Below are 13,853 nucleotides of genomic sequence, written 5' to 3'. Positions count from 1 at the left end.
ACACTTTGATAATATTCGCGTGAAAAATTCGTGACATCCACTGTTGTGTTTGCCGTGGTATAATAAGCACCAAAGTATCGTTAGAGTACAAGAGAAGTACTCTACAGGTTGATAACCGGAATTTCCTTGGGCGCGGCGTGCCTGCTGCTCCCGACAGCCCGCACTGCGAAAGCTGTTCACGTCGCCGCGTGGATTTCCGACGGATTCAGCGCGGGCAATGAGAGCGCCACAATCGGAGATGAGGCGGTCGGCCGCCGCCTTTCGTCGAAGCCTGAAGAGCGGATAGCGCGGCATCGTTAGGTCACCGACGTAACATTCATGTGACGCCTTGGTGGTCCGGTTCTCGCACGCAAAGTCGGTGCAAAACCTGGTTGGCGCTTGTCATTCCTGCCGGTTTCAATGGATAGTTGAAATCATTGCACGGGCGGGCCTGCGGAAGGTGGCACTTTTGAGGAGGTGAGAAGCCGATGGATATGATCAGAAGCCTTTTCGGTTTGGTCGAGGACCTGACCTGGGGATGGTCGCTGATCCCCATCCTGGTCATCTTCGGCGTCTTCATCACCCTGATGAGCGGGTTCGTTCAGTTCGAGTATTTCGGGCGGATGTTCCGGGTTCTTTCGTCCAAGAACCAGAGCGGCGACCCGAATGCGATCAGCGCGCGCCAGGCGCTTCTCGTCTCCGTCGGTGGCCGGGTGGGCGGCGGCAACATCGCCGGCGTCGCGGTGGCGATCACGCTCGGCGGGCCGGGCGCGGTGTTCTGGATGTGGGTCATCGCCCTGATCGGCATGGCGACGAGCCTGGTCGAATCGTCCCTCGCCCAGCTCTACAAGCGTTCCAACGGCGACGGCACCTATACCGGCGGTCCGGCGAGCTACATCATTCACGGGCTGGGCGCCCAGTACCGCTGGCTGGCGGTTCTCTACGCCGTCTGCCTGATGGCCGCGTTTGCCTTCGGCTTCAACGCCTTCCAGGGCAATACGTTTGCGGGGGCAGCGAACGACAGCCTCGGGGTCGGGCGCGTGTGGAGTGGGCTGCTTCTGGCGGTGATTACCGGCTTCATCGTCTACGGCGGCATCCGGCGCATCGCCAGGGCCGCCGACCTCATCATCCCGGTCATGGCGTTCGGCTACATCGCTCTTGCGCTTCTGGTCATCGCTTTCAACATAACCGCCGTTCCCGGCGCGCTGTGGAGCATCGTCGCCAATGCGTTCGGGCTCGAGGAAGCGGTGAGCGGCGGCGTCGGCGCCGCGCTGGCGCAGGGCCTGCGGCGGGGCCTGTTTTCCAATGAGGCGGGGCTGGGCTCCGCGCCCAACGTCGCGGCCACCGCCGACGTCCGTCATCCGATCAGCCAGGGTATCACCCAATCGTTTTCCGTCTTCATCGACACCATCATCATCTGTTCCTGCACGGCGCTCATGATCCTGCTCAGCCCGGTTTACGTGCCGGGCAACGAGGGAATCGACGGCATCGCGCTCACGCAGCAGTCCCTGGTCAGCCAGTTCGGGGAGTGGGTGCAGTATTTCCTGACGTTCGCGATCCTGCTCTTCGCCTTCAGCTCGATCATCTACAACTACTATCTCGGCGAGACGGCCCTGCGCGTCATGACCGGCAGCCAGGCGGCGCTGCACGTGCTGCGCGTTGCCATCATCGCCATTGTATTCCTCGGGGCGACGGCACCGGGCGCCACGGCGGTGTTCTTCTTCTCGGATCCGCTGATGGGTGTGCTGGCACTCGTCAACCTGATGGCCATCATGATGCTGTTCCCGGTCGCCTTGCGCATCCTCAACGACTTCCGTGCGCAGCTGAAGGCGGGCATCGCACGCCCGGTTCTCGATCCGCGGAAGTTCCCCGAGCTCGATCTCGACCACAGCGCCTGGTCGTACGCGACGCGCGCGGCCGCAGAAGCAACGGCTCCGGGGGAGGCAACGGTCCCGGTCCCGCCGCGCGCCTGACGCGGATGGCGGGAGCGGAAATGCCGATGCGACGTTTGTGACCCGCCGTGCGGTTCGGCCGCGGGCAGGTCGTCAGGCACGCTCGTATCCTTTCTTCAGCTTGCGGGCGAGAAGCCGGGCCTGCGCGTTGCGTGCCGCTGCTTCGTCCTCGTGCAGTTCGAGCCGCTGGCGACCCCACGTGCCGAGGCGCCCCCAATTGCGCCTGAGCGCGACCGGACCGAACAGGGTCGGCTCGATCGACAGCAGATAGAATCGCGCCATGTTGCGGCGGGGATCGATGCGTTTGAGCAGGAGGGGTTGGTCGGCGCTCGTCATGCCCGAATCATCGCCGGCGGGCGCACCAGGGTCCAATGACTAATTCGAATCGGTCGGCCAGCAGCGATTCACGCGGCTGATGGATGGCGCGCCGGGGCGGTGCGACGGAGGCGGGCGCAATCCATGCGTGCTGGCGCGGCTGTTTTTCTCGCGCATAGCACCTATATTTTTCGACATGTGGGTTCAAAGCATGCGCGCGCGGTCGATGTCCGTACCGTCTCCCCTGCGGGTGGCGGTCTCGTTGCTTCTTCTCATGGCGGGGTTTGTCGGCCTCGTTCTTCCGCTGTCGTCCCAGGAGGGGCGCACGGCGCTTCTTCTGAGGCTCGACGGCGCCGTGGGGCCGGCCACGGCGGACTACGTGATACGCGGCCTGGAGGAAGCGGAGGAGCGCGGGGCGGAAATCGCGATCCTGCGGATGGACACGCCCGGCGGCCTCGACACCTCCATGCGCGACATCATCCGCGCCATCCTCGCCTCGCCCGTGCCGGTGGCCAGCTTCGTCGCCCCCTCGGGGGCGCGCGCGGCGAGCGCCGGCACCTACATCATGTATGCCAGCCACGTGGCCGCCATGGCGCCGGGCACCAATCTGGGCGCGGCCACGCCGGTCGCCATCGGCGGAGGAGGGGGATTGCCCTTCGGCGGCGGCGAGGAACAGGAGCCGGCAAGCGACGAGGAGCAGCAGGCGGACGAAGGTGCCGAGGGCGAGGCGCAAGCGCCGCAAGACGCCTCCGAGGCGAAGGCGATCAACGACGCCGTCGCCTATATCCGCGGCCTTGCCGAGCTGCGCGGCCGCAATGCCGAATGGGCCGAGCGCGCGGTCCGCCGCGCGGAGAGCCTGTCATCCTCCGCCGCGCTCGAAGAAGGCGTGATCGATGTCGTCGCCCGCAACGTCGAGGCGCTTCTCGCCGAAATCGACGGGCGCACGATCTCCTTCGCCGACCGGGAGATCAGGCTTGAGACCGCCGGCATCGCCGTCGAGGAGATAGAGCCCGACTGGCGCACGCAGCTTCTCGCCGTCATCACCAATCCCAATGTGGCGCTCATCCTGATGATGATCGGCATCTACGGGCTGATCTTCGAGTTCCTCAATCCCGGGGCCATGCTGCCCGGCACCGTGGGCGCGATCAGCCTGCTCACGGGGCTCTACGCCCTGGCGGTGCTGCCGGTCACCTATGCCGGAGCCGGGCTGATGCTGCTCGGCATCGGCCTGATCGCGGCGGAAGCCTTCGCCCCTTCCTTCGGCATACTCGGCATCGGCGGGACGGTGGCGCTGGTGCTCGGCGCCACGATCCTGTTCGACACCGACGTGCCCGGACTGCAGCTTTCCTGGCAGGTGGTCGCCGCCGTCGGCGCGGTCAGCCTCGCGCTCACCTTCCTCATCATAAGGCTTGCCTGGACGTCGCACCGGCGCGGCGTCGTCACCGGCGAGGACCAACTCATCGGCGCGACGGGCACCGTGCATGACTGGAATGGAACACAGGGCTATGTGTTCGTGCTCGGGGAACGCTGGAAGGCAACCTCGGCCGAGCCGCTCGACGCGGACACACCGATCCGCGTGACCGGCCGCGACGGGCTCTTGCTGCATGTCGCGACGGACGCGCAGGAGAAGAACGGGAGAGGAGAAAACCCATGAATCTTTTCGGCGGCTTTACCTTTTATGCGGTGCTGATCGTCCTGCTGGTGGCGCTGCTCGCCTCGGCGATCAAGATCCTGCGCGAATACGAGCGCGGTGTCGTCTTCACGCTCGGCCGCTTCACCGCAACCAAGGGGCCGGGGCTTATCCTGCTCATTCCCTTCGTCCAGCAGATGGTCCGCGCCGACCTGCGCACGCTGGTGCTCGACGTGCCGGGCCAGGACGTCATCTCCCGCGACAACGTTTCGGTGCGGGTGAACGCGGTGCTCTATTTCCGCATCATCGACGCCGAAAGGGCGACGATCCAGGTGGAGGATTTCATGATGGCGACCAGCCAGCTCGCCCAGACGACGCTGCGTTCGGTTCTCGGCAAGCACGACCTCGACGAGATGCTGGCCGAGCGCGACAAGCTCAATGCCGACATCCAGGAGATCCTCGACCGGCAGACGGACGCCTGGGGCATCAAGGTGGCCAATGTCGAGATCAAGCATGTCGACATCGACGAATCCATGGTGCGCGCCATCGCCCGCCAGGCCGAGGCCGAGCGCGAGCGGCGCGCCAAGGTCATCAACGCGGAGGGCGAGCAGCAGGCCGCCCAGAAGCTGCTCGAGGCGGCCGAAATCCTGGCCCGCCAGCCGGAGGCCATGCAGCTTCGCTATCTGAGTTCGCTCAACGTGGTGGCGGCCGAAAAGAACTCCACCATCGTCTTCCCCTTCCCGATGGAAATGGCCAGCATCGTGCCCGGCCTGTCAAAGCTGACCAGGGAAAAGGGCGAGTAGGCGGCGGACGCGACATGGTGAATTGAGCCGGGCTCACGACACGCATGGCAGTCCGGTTCAGCCGTCTTTGAGCTCCATGAAGCGGATGCGGTTGTTGAACGGGTCGATGACCTGGAGCTCCAGCCGCGTTCCCGCGTCCTCTAGTCCGGGTTTCATGTAGCGGTACTCCTTGGCCGTGAGTTCCCGGTGAAGTTCACGAATGCCCTTCATATAGACGCACATGTTCCCGCCGGGCGTTGCGTCTCCCGCGTGCTCGGAATGGCAGCCGGGGGAAGGAAGCTGTCCCGACCCGATGGGTGGGTTTCGAAACACCGCCCGGCCGCTTTGTCACCGATTCCACACATCGCATTGCGGCGACCCGGAAAAAAAGCCATGTTTTCCGAGGGAGAGCGTTGAAAATGCTGCGCGGGGCGGCAGCTATAGGGCGTCGCTCACCGCCCGCGCGAACGGTTTCGCGCGCCGGTGGAACACGTTTGATACATTATAGGGAGGATTGCCATGCGCATGTTCGTTATGGCCGCGTTGAACGCCGCGGCGCTCTGTCTTGCCGGCCCGGCCATCGCTCAGGATCGCGAAGACTGGCCATCCAGCATGACCGTCGGCACGGCCAGCCAGGGCGGAACCTATTTCATCTACGGCACGGGCCTTGCCAATCTCATTTCCCAGGAACTCGACGTCAACGCCTCGGCCGAGGTGACGGGCGGCCCGGTGCAGAACGCGACGCTGGTCGAAACCGGCGACCACCAGCTCGGGCTCGTCACCATGGGCCCGGCCCACGAGGCCTGGACCGGTGAGAGCGAGCTGGCGCCGGGCGTCGAGCACCAGAGCCTGCGCGCTCTGTTTCCGATGTACCAGACGCCCTTCCAGGTCGTCGCGCTGGCTTCGTCCGGCATCGAAAACGTGACCGATCTCGACGGCAAGCGCGTCTCCGTCGGCCCGGCCGGCGGCACCGCCGCCACCTACTGGCCGCGTTATTTCGAGACGCTCGGCGTAAGCCCGGAGATCAGCTATTCCGGTGCCAACGACGCGGTGGGGCAGGTCAAGGACGGCCTGATCGATGCCTTCGCCTTCGCCGCCGGCGTTCCGATCTCGGCTTTCGCGCAGATCGCGGCGGAAAACGACGTCAACATCTTCGGCTTCACGCCCGAACAGCAGGAGCAGATCGTCGAGGCGCATCCGGTGTCGCCCTTCGAGGTGCCGGGCGGGCTCTACGAGGGCTTCCCCGACCCGCAGCAGACCGTGGCCATGTGGAACTTCGCCATCGCCCACGAGGACATGCCCGAAAGCCTCGCCTACGAAATCACCAAGCTGGTGATGGAGAACAACGACCGCATGCGCTCGATCCATGCCAGCGCGAAGGAGACGGTGCCGGAGAATGTCGACAAGAACACGTTCATGACATTTCATCCGGGCGCGGTGCGTTATTATGAAGAGGCCGGCGTCACCATTCCCGACGAGCTGAAGCCCGAATAAGGCGTTCCGATCCGTGCGGCGGGCGCAGAGGCGTCCGCCGCTCTCACCGGCGCTTCGGGCGAGCGTCCGGGACCACGAGGCTCAACACAATGTCCAATGCCGCAGACCAATCGGCCAGCACCGACCAGCTTCTCGCCAGGGGCGTCGACGAGGAGGTGCTGGCGGGCAACCAGCGCAGCCACGAAGGCCGGCTGCGCCTGGCGGTGGTGACGCTGAGCGTCGTCTACGCCGCCTTCCACATCATCGTGATGAATTTCTATCCGCTGGAGCCGTGGACCTACCGCATGCTCCACCTGTGCGGCGGGCTCGTCCTGGGATTCCTCGTTTATTCCTCGAGCGACGTGGTTCGCGAGAGCCTGGAGGCCGGCCGGCGCAGTGCGCTCGAATGGCCGCTGATGGTGGTCGGCATCGCCGGCGTGAGCTACGGCCTGGGAATGATCGCCTATGCCTGGGGCGGTTGGTGGATCGCCGGCATCGCGCTTCCGCCCGGTTTCGTCTTTTCCACCTACGGCATCCCGCTCGTGGTCGGCACGATCGCCGCCATTCTGGCCGGCTGGTTCTTCCCCGAGCGCAGCGACCGGCGCGTTCCCTGGTCGGACTATGTACTCGGCGCGGCCACGATCGCCGTTCTCGGCTATATCCTCTTCAATGTCGGGGCTCTGAGGCTCAGGGCGGGCACGGCGATGGCCCAGCCGGCCGACTTCTATGCGGCGCTTGCCGGCGTGCTGCTCATCCTCGAGATCACCCGCCGCGCGGCCGGCCTCGCCCTCGTCATCATCGCCACGGTGTTCATTCTCTATTCCTTCATCGGGCCCTATCTGCCGGGCTTCCTCGCCCATCGCGGCTACGATGCGCAGCGCTTCTTCACCTACATCTTCACCGACCAGGGCATTCTCAGCGCGCCGATCGCGGTCTCCTCGACCTATATCATCCTGTTCATCACCTTCGCCGCGTTCCTGCAGGCCTCCAAGGTGGGTGACTATTTCGTCAACTTCGCCTTCGCGGCCGCCGGGCGGGCGCGCGGCGGGCCGGCCAAGGTGGCCGTCTTCGCCTCCGGCCTGATGGGCATGATCAACGGCACGTCCGCCGGCAACGTCGTTTCCACCGGCTCGCTTACCATCCCGCTCATGAAGAAGGTCGGGTATCCCGCGCGCAGCTCCGCCGCCATCGAGGCGGCAGCCTCCTCCGGCGGGCAGATCATGCCGCCCATCATGGGGGCCGGCGCCTTCATCATGGCCGAGGTGACGGGCATTCCCTATACCGAGATCGTCATCGCGGCCATCATTCCTTCGATCCTCTATTTCGCCTCGGTCTATTTCATGGTCGACCTGCAGGCGACCAGGCTCGGCATGAAGGGCCTGCCCGGCAAGGAGCTTCCGGTCTTCAAGGAGCTTTTAAAGCAGGTCTATCTCTTCATTCCCATCGTCATCCTGATCTATGCGTTGTTTGCCGGCTACTCGGTTATCCGCGCCGGCACGCTGGCCATGGCGGCGGCGGCGGTGGTAAGCTGGCTCACGCCGCACCGCATGGGCGTGCGGTCCGTATTGCGGGCGTTGAACCTGGCGGCGCGGATGTCGCTGCAGCTCGTGGCGGTGTGCGCCTGCGCGGGCATCATCGTTGGTGTCATCGCACTGACGGGCGTCGGCGCGCGCTTTTCCAGCCTGCTCCTGGCGATCGCTGCCCAGAACCAGCTTCTCGCGCTGTTCTTCGCCATGTGCATCTCCATCGTCCTGGGCATGGGGATGCCGACGACCGCCGCCTATGCCGTGGCCGCCGCGGTGGTGGCGCCCGGCCTCGTGGCGCTCGGCATACCGGTCCTGACGGCACATTTCTTCGTCTTCTATTTCGCGGTCATGTCGGCCATCACGCCGCCGGTGGCGCTGGCGGCCTATGCGGGGGCGGCGCTGTCGGGCTCCGACCCCATGCGCACCTCGGTGGAAAGCTTCCGCTTCGGGCTCGCCGCCTTCGTCGTGCCTTTCATGTTCTTCTATTCGCAGGCGCTGCTCATGCAGGGTCCGTGGCTCGACATCCTGCACGTCTTCGTGACGGCATGCATCGGCATCTACCTCCTGGCCGCCGCCGTTCAGGGCTGGTTCTTCGGGCCGATGAACATCGCCTTCCGCGGGGTGCTTCTGGTGGCGGCGCTCTGCATGATCAAGGGCGGCTGGCTGACCGACCTGCTCGGCGTCGTCATCGGTACCGCGCTTTTCCTTTACCAGTGGCGCTTCGTCGGTGCGCGAGCGGTGCCACGGCAGGCGGAGTAGCCGGGACGGTTGTGAACGCTGCGCCCCTTCACGAAGGGGCGCAGGCATCAACAACCAGCCCTCGCGAGTCCGAGCCGTCCCTGTTGACAGCGCCGTCCCGGTGGCGAGACTGCCGGGCGATAGCGGTGAAGGGAGGACGATCCGTGCAGGCATCCGATAAAGTCACGTTGCAAGAAGAGGCGGCCAGGCCCGTTACGCTCACCCGGCTCGGCTTCGGCGGAGCGCCGATCGGCAACCTTTATCGCCGCGTCGAGGAAGAGGACGCGCAGGCGGCGCTGCAAGCGGCCTATGACGGCGGCGTGCGCTATTTCGACACCGCGCCCCAATACGGGCTCGGCCTTTCCGAGGGGCGCGTCGGCCGCGCCGTCGCCCGCTTCGGGCGGGACGGCGTGACCCTGTCGACGAAGGTGGGGCGGCTTCTGGAAGATTGCGCGCCGGAGGAGGTGACGCCCGCCGCCTTTGTCGACGTTCCGCAGAAGCGCTTCGTCTACGACTACACCTATGACGGGGTGATGAAGAGCCATGAGGCGAGCCTTGCGCGGCTCGGCGTGGAAACGGTCGATCTCCTGCTCGTGCACGACGTCGACGTCTTCACCCACGGCAGCCGCGAGGCGAGCGACCGGAAGGTGCGCGAGCTGTTCGATGGCGGCGGCTATCGCGCGCTCGAGGAGCTGAAGGCGGCCGGCCGCGTCAAGGCGATCGGCGCCGGTGTGAACGAGTGGCAGGTATGCGAGAAGCTGCTGGACCTCGGCGAATTCGACGGATTCCTGCTCGCCGGCCGCTATACGCTTCTGGAGCAGGAGGCGCTCGACACTTTCCTGCCGCGCTGCGTCGAGCGGGACGTCGGCATCGTTATCGGTGGGCCGTTCAATTCCGGTATTCTGGCGACGGGCGCCGTCGAGGGCGCGCGCTACAACTACGATCTCGCCCCGCCGGAGATCCTGGAGCGGGTGCGCAGGATCGAGGCGGTGTGCACCGACCACGGCGTGCGGCTGATCGAGGCGGCGTTGCAGTTCGTGCTCGGCCATCCGGCAGTCAAGACGGTCATCCCCGGCGCGGTGACCGCGGCAGAGGTGCAAGCCAATATCGATCTTCTCGCCCGGCCGACCCCGGCCGCACTCTGGTCCGACCTCAAGAGCGCCGGCCTCTTGCGACGGGACGCGCCGACGCCCGGCGATTGAGCGTAAGGCCGCTGGCGACGGCTGCTGAAAATGGAGGGAACCAATACCGTCAGGCTTCGTTTCTTGCGTCAGCGATGAAAGGAACCAAGCCATGAACGTGTTAGCAAAACTTACGACCGCCAGCGCCGTTCTGGCGCTGTCTGGCGGTTTTGCCTTCGCCGATTGCGTGGACATGCAAGAGACCGCGTCAACCGAGACCTCCTCGGAGGCCGTCAAGACGCCGCCCATAGAGAAGGACGGCAGCAACGCTCCGCTCGAGCCCGAACCGCGGGACTCCACCGGGCAGCAAGCACAGGATGCCACCGGGCCGGAAGACCGCGAGGTCCTCGTGCAGAAGGACGGCGGCACAATGCCGCTATCCTCCAGTGAGGAGGATGAATACGGTGAGCGGATCGCGACGTCACAGCAGGATGTCGAGGCCCAGCAGGAAGGCGAGCCCACTGCTGCGGCCGAGGCCGACATCGATACCGAGACGACTGCATCGACATCGGAGTCGGATTTCGTCGGGACGCCGCCCATCGAGAAGGACGGCAGCACGGCCCCGCTCGAAGTTGAACCGGGTGATGCCGAGCGGCAAGCGCAAGATGCCGGCAGAGCGGAAGATCGCCAGGACCTCGTGCAGAAGGAAGGCGGAACGATGCCGCTGGCCAGCGGCGAGAGCGATGAATCCGGCGAGCAGATAGCTACGTCACAGCAGGACGCCGAGGCTCAGCAGGAAGGCGAGCCGACGGCTGCGGCCGAGGCCGACAAGCCCTGCTGATCCGGGTATGCGGCAAGGTGGCCCGCCGATGAACGCACGCCGGGCCGGCCCTGCTGCAGGTCATCCCAGTCGAGCGGAGCGTTGCCGGGATCCATCGTGGCATTCCGGACAACCCCCGCTCGGCTGAGCTGGGCGGGATGACTCGGTTACTGCTGCAGGCACTCCTCGGCGTTTTCCTGCGTGCAGACGTCCAGACCCGTATAGATGGGGTCTTCCACCTCATTGCCTTCCGCTAGGTCCTTCAGGATGTGCATTGCCTGGTACCCCATCTCGTAGGGGCGCTGGCCCACCTGGCCGTGGCTCAGGCCGTCTTTCAGCTGTCCCATCTGCATGGGGAGCGTATCGGCAACGAGCACGATGAGCTCACCGGACTCCAGCTTGCTCTTGTAGGGCTCGATCGCCTGCCGGTAGGCATTGTCCGACCATTGCGTGAAGGCCCCGGTGGAGATGAAGACGTCGAGATCCTGATGCCGGTTCATGATGTCGGAGAGTTGTTGCACGGCCTTGGCGCTGTCGTCGTCGGTAAACAGCGGGCAGCCCTCCACCTCGGTCCAGCCATTGTCGCCGGAAAGCCGCTCGCCGGGCGGTTCCGTGCCTTCGGTACCGGCCAGCGTGTCGCGAATGCCCTGAAGGCGCTCGTTGTGGTTGGCCGCGGCCGCGCCACCCGACTGCAGACAGATGGAGCCACCCTCCGGCTTCATCTCCTGGGCGAGCTTGGCGAGGTTCACGCCGATGTCGTAGTTCAGCGTGCCGACATAGGTGGCGCGGACCTCCTTGTCCTCCTCCAGAAGATCGGCGTCCCAGGTCATGGTGGGAATGCCGGCCTCGTTGGCTGCCTTAAGCGCGCGGGCCGCAGCCGGCGCGTTCGAAGGCGAAACGGCGATGCCGTCCACACCCTGCGTGATCAGGTCCTGGATGATCTGGATCTGCTCCTGCTCGGTATGCTCGCTGGGGCCGATATAGTAGCACGAGACGCCTTCCATCTCTTCCTCGGCGGCCTTGCAGCCGTCGCGGGCGAGGTCGAAGAAGGGGTTGTTCATGGCCTTCGGCACCAGGGCGAAGCGGTATTCTTCCTGTGCCTCGGCGGTCAGCCCCGTGGCCACGACCGCGGCAATGCCGGCAAGCAGGCTGTATTTGAGTTTCATGTTAGTAGTCCTCCCGAGTTTGCGGTTTGGTCTTCTCACTCCATCCGTCTTCCGCGGATCTTTTCGAGCAGCACGGCGAGTATGATGAAGCCGCCGAGGAATGTTCCCTGCCAGTAGGGGTCCACGCCCGCCAGGAGCAGGCTGTTGCGGATCACTTCCACCAGGGCGGCGCCGATCGGCGCGCCGATGGCGTAGCCGGAGCCGCCCATCAGATTGGCGCCGCCGATCACCGTTGCCGCGATAACCTGCAATTCGTAGGTCTGTCCGAGCGCATTCGTCACCGATCCGAGCCAGCCGACCATGAGGAAGGAGGCGATGCCCGCCATCAGCCCGGAGACCATGTAGACCGACATTAAAACGCGCTCGACGGGTATGCCGCTCAACTTGGCCGCCTCCATGTTGCCGCCGATGGCGAAGACGTGCCGGCCCCAAGTGGAATAGCGGTAAAGCCACATGAACACGAGGGTCAGCACGATCAGCGCCCAGACGGGATTGGCAAGCCCCATCAGACGTCCGCCGCCAATGGCCAGGAACAGGCCCTCGTCGGGGCCGAATTGGTAGAACATTCGGTTGTTGGAGACGACCAGCGCGAGCGAGCGCGCTATCGCCAGCATGCCGAGCGTCACCACGAAGGGGGACATTCTGAGATAGGCGATGAGAAAACCGTTCACCGCACCCGCCGCCATTGCGGACAAGAGGCAGGCGGCAAGCCCGAGCCACAACGGATAGCCGGCGGCGAGCGTGATGCCGGCCATGATGCCCGAAAGCCCCATGACCGAGCCGACCGAAAGATCGATGCCGCCGGTGACGATCACCGTCGTCATGCCCAGCGCGACGATGGCCATGAAGGCGAAGTTGCGTGTGGTGGTGAAAAGGTTGCGCTCGCTCAGAAACGTATCGCTGATTGTTCCCATGAAGACGCAGATGATGATGAGGGCCACGAACACCCAAAAGGGCTGGGTGTTGATGATGCGTTGAAGGCCCGTGCTCGACTGCTGGCTCGTCACATCCGAGATATCGGTCACGGATCGGCGCTCCGCGCTTTCGCTCATCGTTTCCCCCTCATGCCTCATGGAGCGCCCCGGTGATCAGGGCGGTGACTTCCTCCGGCGAGGAATCGGCGACGGGCTTGTCGGCGACCTTCTTGCCGCGCCGCAGGACCGCCACCCGCTCGCAGACGGCGAAGACATCCGGCATACGGTGCGAGATCAGGACGACGGCATGGCCGGTTTCCTTGAGCCTGCGGATCAGGTCGAGCACCTCGGCCACCTGGCGCACGCTGATGGCCGCCGTGGGCTCGTCCATCAGCACCAGCTTGGGGTCGCTGAGCCGCGTGCGGGCGATGGCGACGGCCTGCCGCTGGCCGCCCGACATGCGGTGGACGAGGTCGCGCGGGCGCGTTTCCGACTTCAGCTCGCCGAAGATCTCGCCAGCGCGCTCATACATGGCCTTGTGATCGAGATAGCGGATGGGCCCGAGCCGGCGCTTGATCTCCCGGCCGAGGAAGACATTCGCCGCGGCGGACAGATTGTTGCACAGCGCCAGATCCTGATAGACGATCTCGATACCCTTGCGCCGCGCTTCGACCGGCTTGGAAAAGTGCACCTCCTGGCCGTCGATCAGCATGGTGCCTGCGGTGGGCGGGAAATTGCCGGCGATGATCTTGACGAGGGTGGATTTGCCGGCCCCGTTGTCGCCCATCAGGCCGACCACCTCGCCTTCCTCGATCTTCAAGTCGACCGCTTCCAGCGCCCGGATCGCTCCGAAACTCTTGGATACGCGCTGCAGTTCGAGAACCGCCATGCGACATCCTCCTCCCTTTATACCCCACAGCTTATGATGCTGTTTGATGAGGGCAGCTTAAGCGAAGAGGCGGCACGCTGGCAATATTTTTTGTCTGAACCGTTAGTCTGCAAACAGCGGTGCGCAACAGGAAAGGCCCGCCGGCCTTCAGCCCTTTGGCCGGTGCGCGCCTGCCTCTTGTGTTTGCGGCCCTTTTCGGCCATTCCCGAAGGACCGGTGCGGGCGCTTCCCTCGATCCGTCGGCCGGTGAGGCGCGGCCGATGGCGGCCGGCGGACCCGAAACACGAGCAGACGGCGGGCGCGGATGAAAAGCATCTTCGACGATCGGCGGCTTCTCCACCAGCCGCAGCGCCGTTGCTGCACCTTTCCTTCGCATCCCGGGCAGGCCGCGCGCGCCATTGTGACCCGCGAGCCGGGCAAGCGCAACCGCCCTGGTGCCGAGCCGACGCGCGTCTCGGGCACCGCCGCTGCCGTTTGCCGGATGCAATGCGGAAACTTCCTGACGGCCGGCCGCGAAGAACGCGCCAGGGACAATCGAGAGGTCTGAC

General features: G+C 65.2%; 13 protein-coding genes. 8 read left to right on the top strand and 5 right to left on the bottom strand.

Annotated features, from left to right (window positions below; all coding sequences use genetic code 11):
* Positions 1–467 precede the first annotated feature (467 nt).
* Positions 468–1,952, top strand: a complete 1,485-nt coding sequence (locus tag SIN08_RS01610) for an alanine/glycine:cation symporter family protein (protein WP_322449738.1) — start codon at positions 468–470, stop codon at positions 1,950–1,952.
* Between the two features lie 72 nt (positions 1,953–2,024).
* On the opposite strand, the gene SIN08_RS01605 is transcribed toward SIN08_RS01610, so the two are convergent.
* On the bottom strand, positions 2,025–2,267 hold the full coding sequence (locus SIN08_RS01605) for a WGR domain-containing protein (protein ID WP_322449737.1): 243 nt from the start codon (positions 2,265–2,267) through the stop codon (positions 2,025–2,027).
* A 190-nt stretch (positions 2,268–2,457) separates the two neighbouring features.
* On the opposite strand from SIN08_RS01605, the gene SIN08_RS01600 reads away from it, so the two are divergent.
* Together SIN08_RS01600 and SIN08_RS01595 are read left to right on the top strand one after the other, a co-directional pair.
* Entirely contained in the window at positions 2,458–3,900 is a 1,443-nt protein-coding gene (locus SIN08_RS01600; RefSeq protein WP_416207993.1) for an NfeD family protein, read from the top strand.
* The gene (locus SIN08_RS01595; RefSeq protein WP_322449736.1) at positions 3,897–4,679 is read left to right on the top strand and encodes a slipin family protein; all 783 of its coding nucleotides are present in this window, start codon (positions 3,897–3,899) and stop codon (positions 4,677–4,679) included. Before SIN08_RS01600 ends, SIN08_RS01595 begins: the two co-directional genes overlap by 4 nt.
* 57 nt (positions 4,680–4,736) lie before the next feature.
* Here SIN08_RS01595 and SIN08_RS01590 read toward each other — a convergent pair whose 3' ends face one another.
* Positions 4,737–4,991, bottom strand: coding sequence for a glyoxalase superfamily protein (locus tag SIN08_RS01590; protein ID WP_322449735.1), 255 nt, complete (start codon positions 4,989–4,991; stop codon positions 4,737–4,739).
* Between the two features lie 186 nt (positions 4,992–5,177).
* Between SIN08_RS01590 and SIN08_RS01585 the strand changes: the two genes are divergently transcribed.
* The 4 genes from SIN08_RS01585 to SIN08_RS01570 all read left to right on the top strand — a co-directional run bounded on the left by SIN08_RS01585 (position 5,178) and on the right by SIN08_RS01570 (position 10,357).
* A complete protein-coding gene (locus tag SIN08_RS01585) occupies positions 5,178–6,152 on the top strand; it encodes a TAXI family TRAP transporter solute-binding subunit (RefSeq protein WP_322449734.1) in 975 nt (324 codons plus the stop codon).
* Positions 6,153–6,241: 89 nt separating this feature from the next.
* The gene (locus SIN08_RS01580; protein ID WP_322449733.1) at positions 6,242–8,416 is read left to right on the top strand and encodes a TRAP transporter fused permease subunit; all 2,175 of its coding nucleotides are present in this window, start codon (positions 6,242–6,244) and stop codon (positions 8,414–8,416) included.
* 143 nt (positions 8,417–8,559) lie between these two features.
* Positions 8,560–9,597 carry an aldo/keto reductase gene (locus SIN08_RS01575; RefSeq protein WP_322449732.1) on the top strand — a complete coding sequence of 346 codons (1,038 nt, stop codon included), beginning with the start codon at positions 8,560–8,562 and terminating at the stop codon, positions 9,595–9,597.
* 172 nt (positions 9,598–9,769) lie between these two features.
* The gene (locus tag SIN08_RS01570; RefSeq protein WP_322449731.1) at positions 9,770–10,357 is read left to right on the top strand and encodes a hypothetical protein; all 588 of its coding nucleotides are present in this window, start codon (positions 9,770–9,772) and stop codon (positions 10,355–10,357) included.
* Positions 10,358–10,503: 146 nt separating this feature from the next.
* Here SIN08_RS01570 and SIN08_RS01565 read toward each other — a convergent pair whose 3' ends face one another.
* The 3 genes from SIN08_RS01565 to SIN08_RS01555 are packed head-to-tail and all read right to left on the bottom strand — an operon-like array spanning position 10,504 to position 13,305.
* Complete coding sequence (locus SIN08_RS01565) at positions 10,504–11,502, bottom strand: sugar-binding protein (protein WP_322449730.1); 999 nt, start codon at positions 11,500–11,502, stop codon at positions 10,504–10,506.
* 35 nt (positions 11,503–11,537) lie between these two features.
* Entirely contained in the window at positions 11,538–12,554 is a 1,017-nt protein-coding gene (locus SIN08_RS01560; RefSeq protein WP_322449729.1) for an ABC transporter permease, read from the bottom strand.
* Positions 12,555–12,564: 10 nt separating this feature from the next.
* The gene (locus SIN08_RS01555; RefSeq protein ID WP_322449728.1) at positions 12,565–13,305 is read right to left on the bottom strand and encodes an ATP-binding cassette domain-containing protein; all 741 of its coding nucleotides are present in this window, start codon (positions 13,303–13,305) and stop codon (positions 12,565–12,567) included.
* A gap of 304 nt (positions 13,306–13,609) precedes the next feature.
* Here SIN08_RS01555 and SIN08_RS01550 point away from each other — a divergent pair, with 304 nt between their 5' ends.
* A complete protein-coding gene (locus tag SIN08_RS01550; protein WP_322449727.1) occupies positions 13,610–13,852 on the top strand; it encodes a hypothetical protein in 243 nt (80 codons plus the stop codon).
* Position 13,853: the final 1 nt, after the last annotated feature.

This window comes from Chelativorans sp. M5D2P16 (assembly GCF_034427935.1).
Taxonomy (GTDB): Bacteria; Pseudomonadota; Alphaproteobacteria; order Rhizobiales; family Rhizobiaceae; genus Chelativorans.
This window is presented reverse-complemented; position numbering and strand designations above follow the sequence as displayed.

Coding starts and splice junctions, on each gene's coding strand:
- SIN08_RS01610 (WP_322449738.1), top strand. CDS start 468: ATGGATATGATCAGAAGCCTTTTCGGTTTGGTCGAGGACCTGACCTGG.
- SIN08_RS01605 (WP_322449737.1), bottom strand. CDS start 2,267: ATGACGAGCGCCGACCAACCCCTCCTGCTCAAACGCATCGATCCCCGC.
- SIN08_RS01600 (WP_416207993.1), top strand. CDS start 2,458: ATGCGCGCGCGGTCGATGTCCGTACCGTCTCCCCTGCGGGTGGCGGTC.
- SIN08_RS01595 (WP_322449736.1), top strand. CDS start 3,897: ATGAATCTTTTCGGCGGCTTTACCTTTTATGCGGTGCTGATCGTCCTG.
- SIN08_RS01585 (WP_322449734.1), top strand. CDS start 5,178: ATGCGCATGTTCGTTATGGCCGCGTTGAACGCCGCGGCGCTCTGTCTT.
- SIN08_RS01580 (WP_322449733.1), top strand. CDS start 6,242: ATGTCCAATGCCGCAGACCAATCGGCCAGCACCGACCAGCTTCTCGCC.
- SIN08_RS01570 (WP_322449731.1), top strand. CDS start 9,770: ATGCAAGAGACCGCGTCAACCGAGACCTCCTCGGAGGCCGTCAAGACG.
- SIN08_RS01565 (WP_322449730.1), bottom strand. CDS start 11,502: ATGAAACTCAAATACAGCCTGCTTGCCGGCATTGCCGCGGTCGTGGCC.
- SIN08_RS01560 (WP_322449729.1), bottom strand. CDS start 12,554: ATGAGCGAAAGCGCGGAGCGCCGATCCGTGACCGATATCTCGGATGTG.
- SIN08_RS01555 (WP_322449728.1), bottom strand. CDS start 13,305: ATGGCGGTTCTCGAACTGCAGCGCGTATCCAAGAGTTTCGGAGCGATC.
- SIN08_RS01550 (WP_322449727.1), top strand. CDS start 13,610: ATGAAAAGCATCTTCGACGATCGGCGGCTTCTCCACCAGCCGCAGCGC.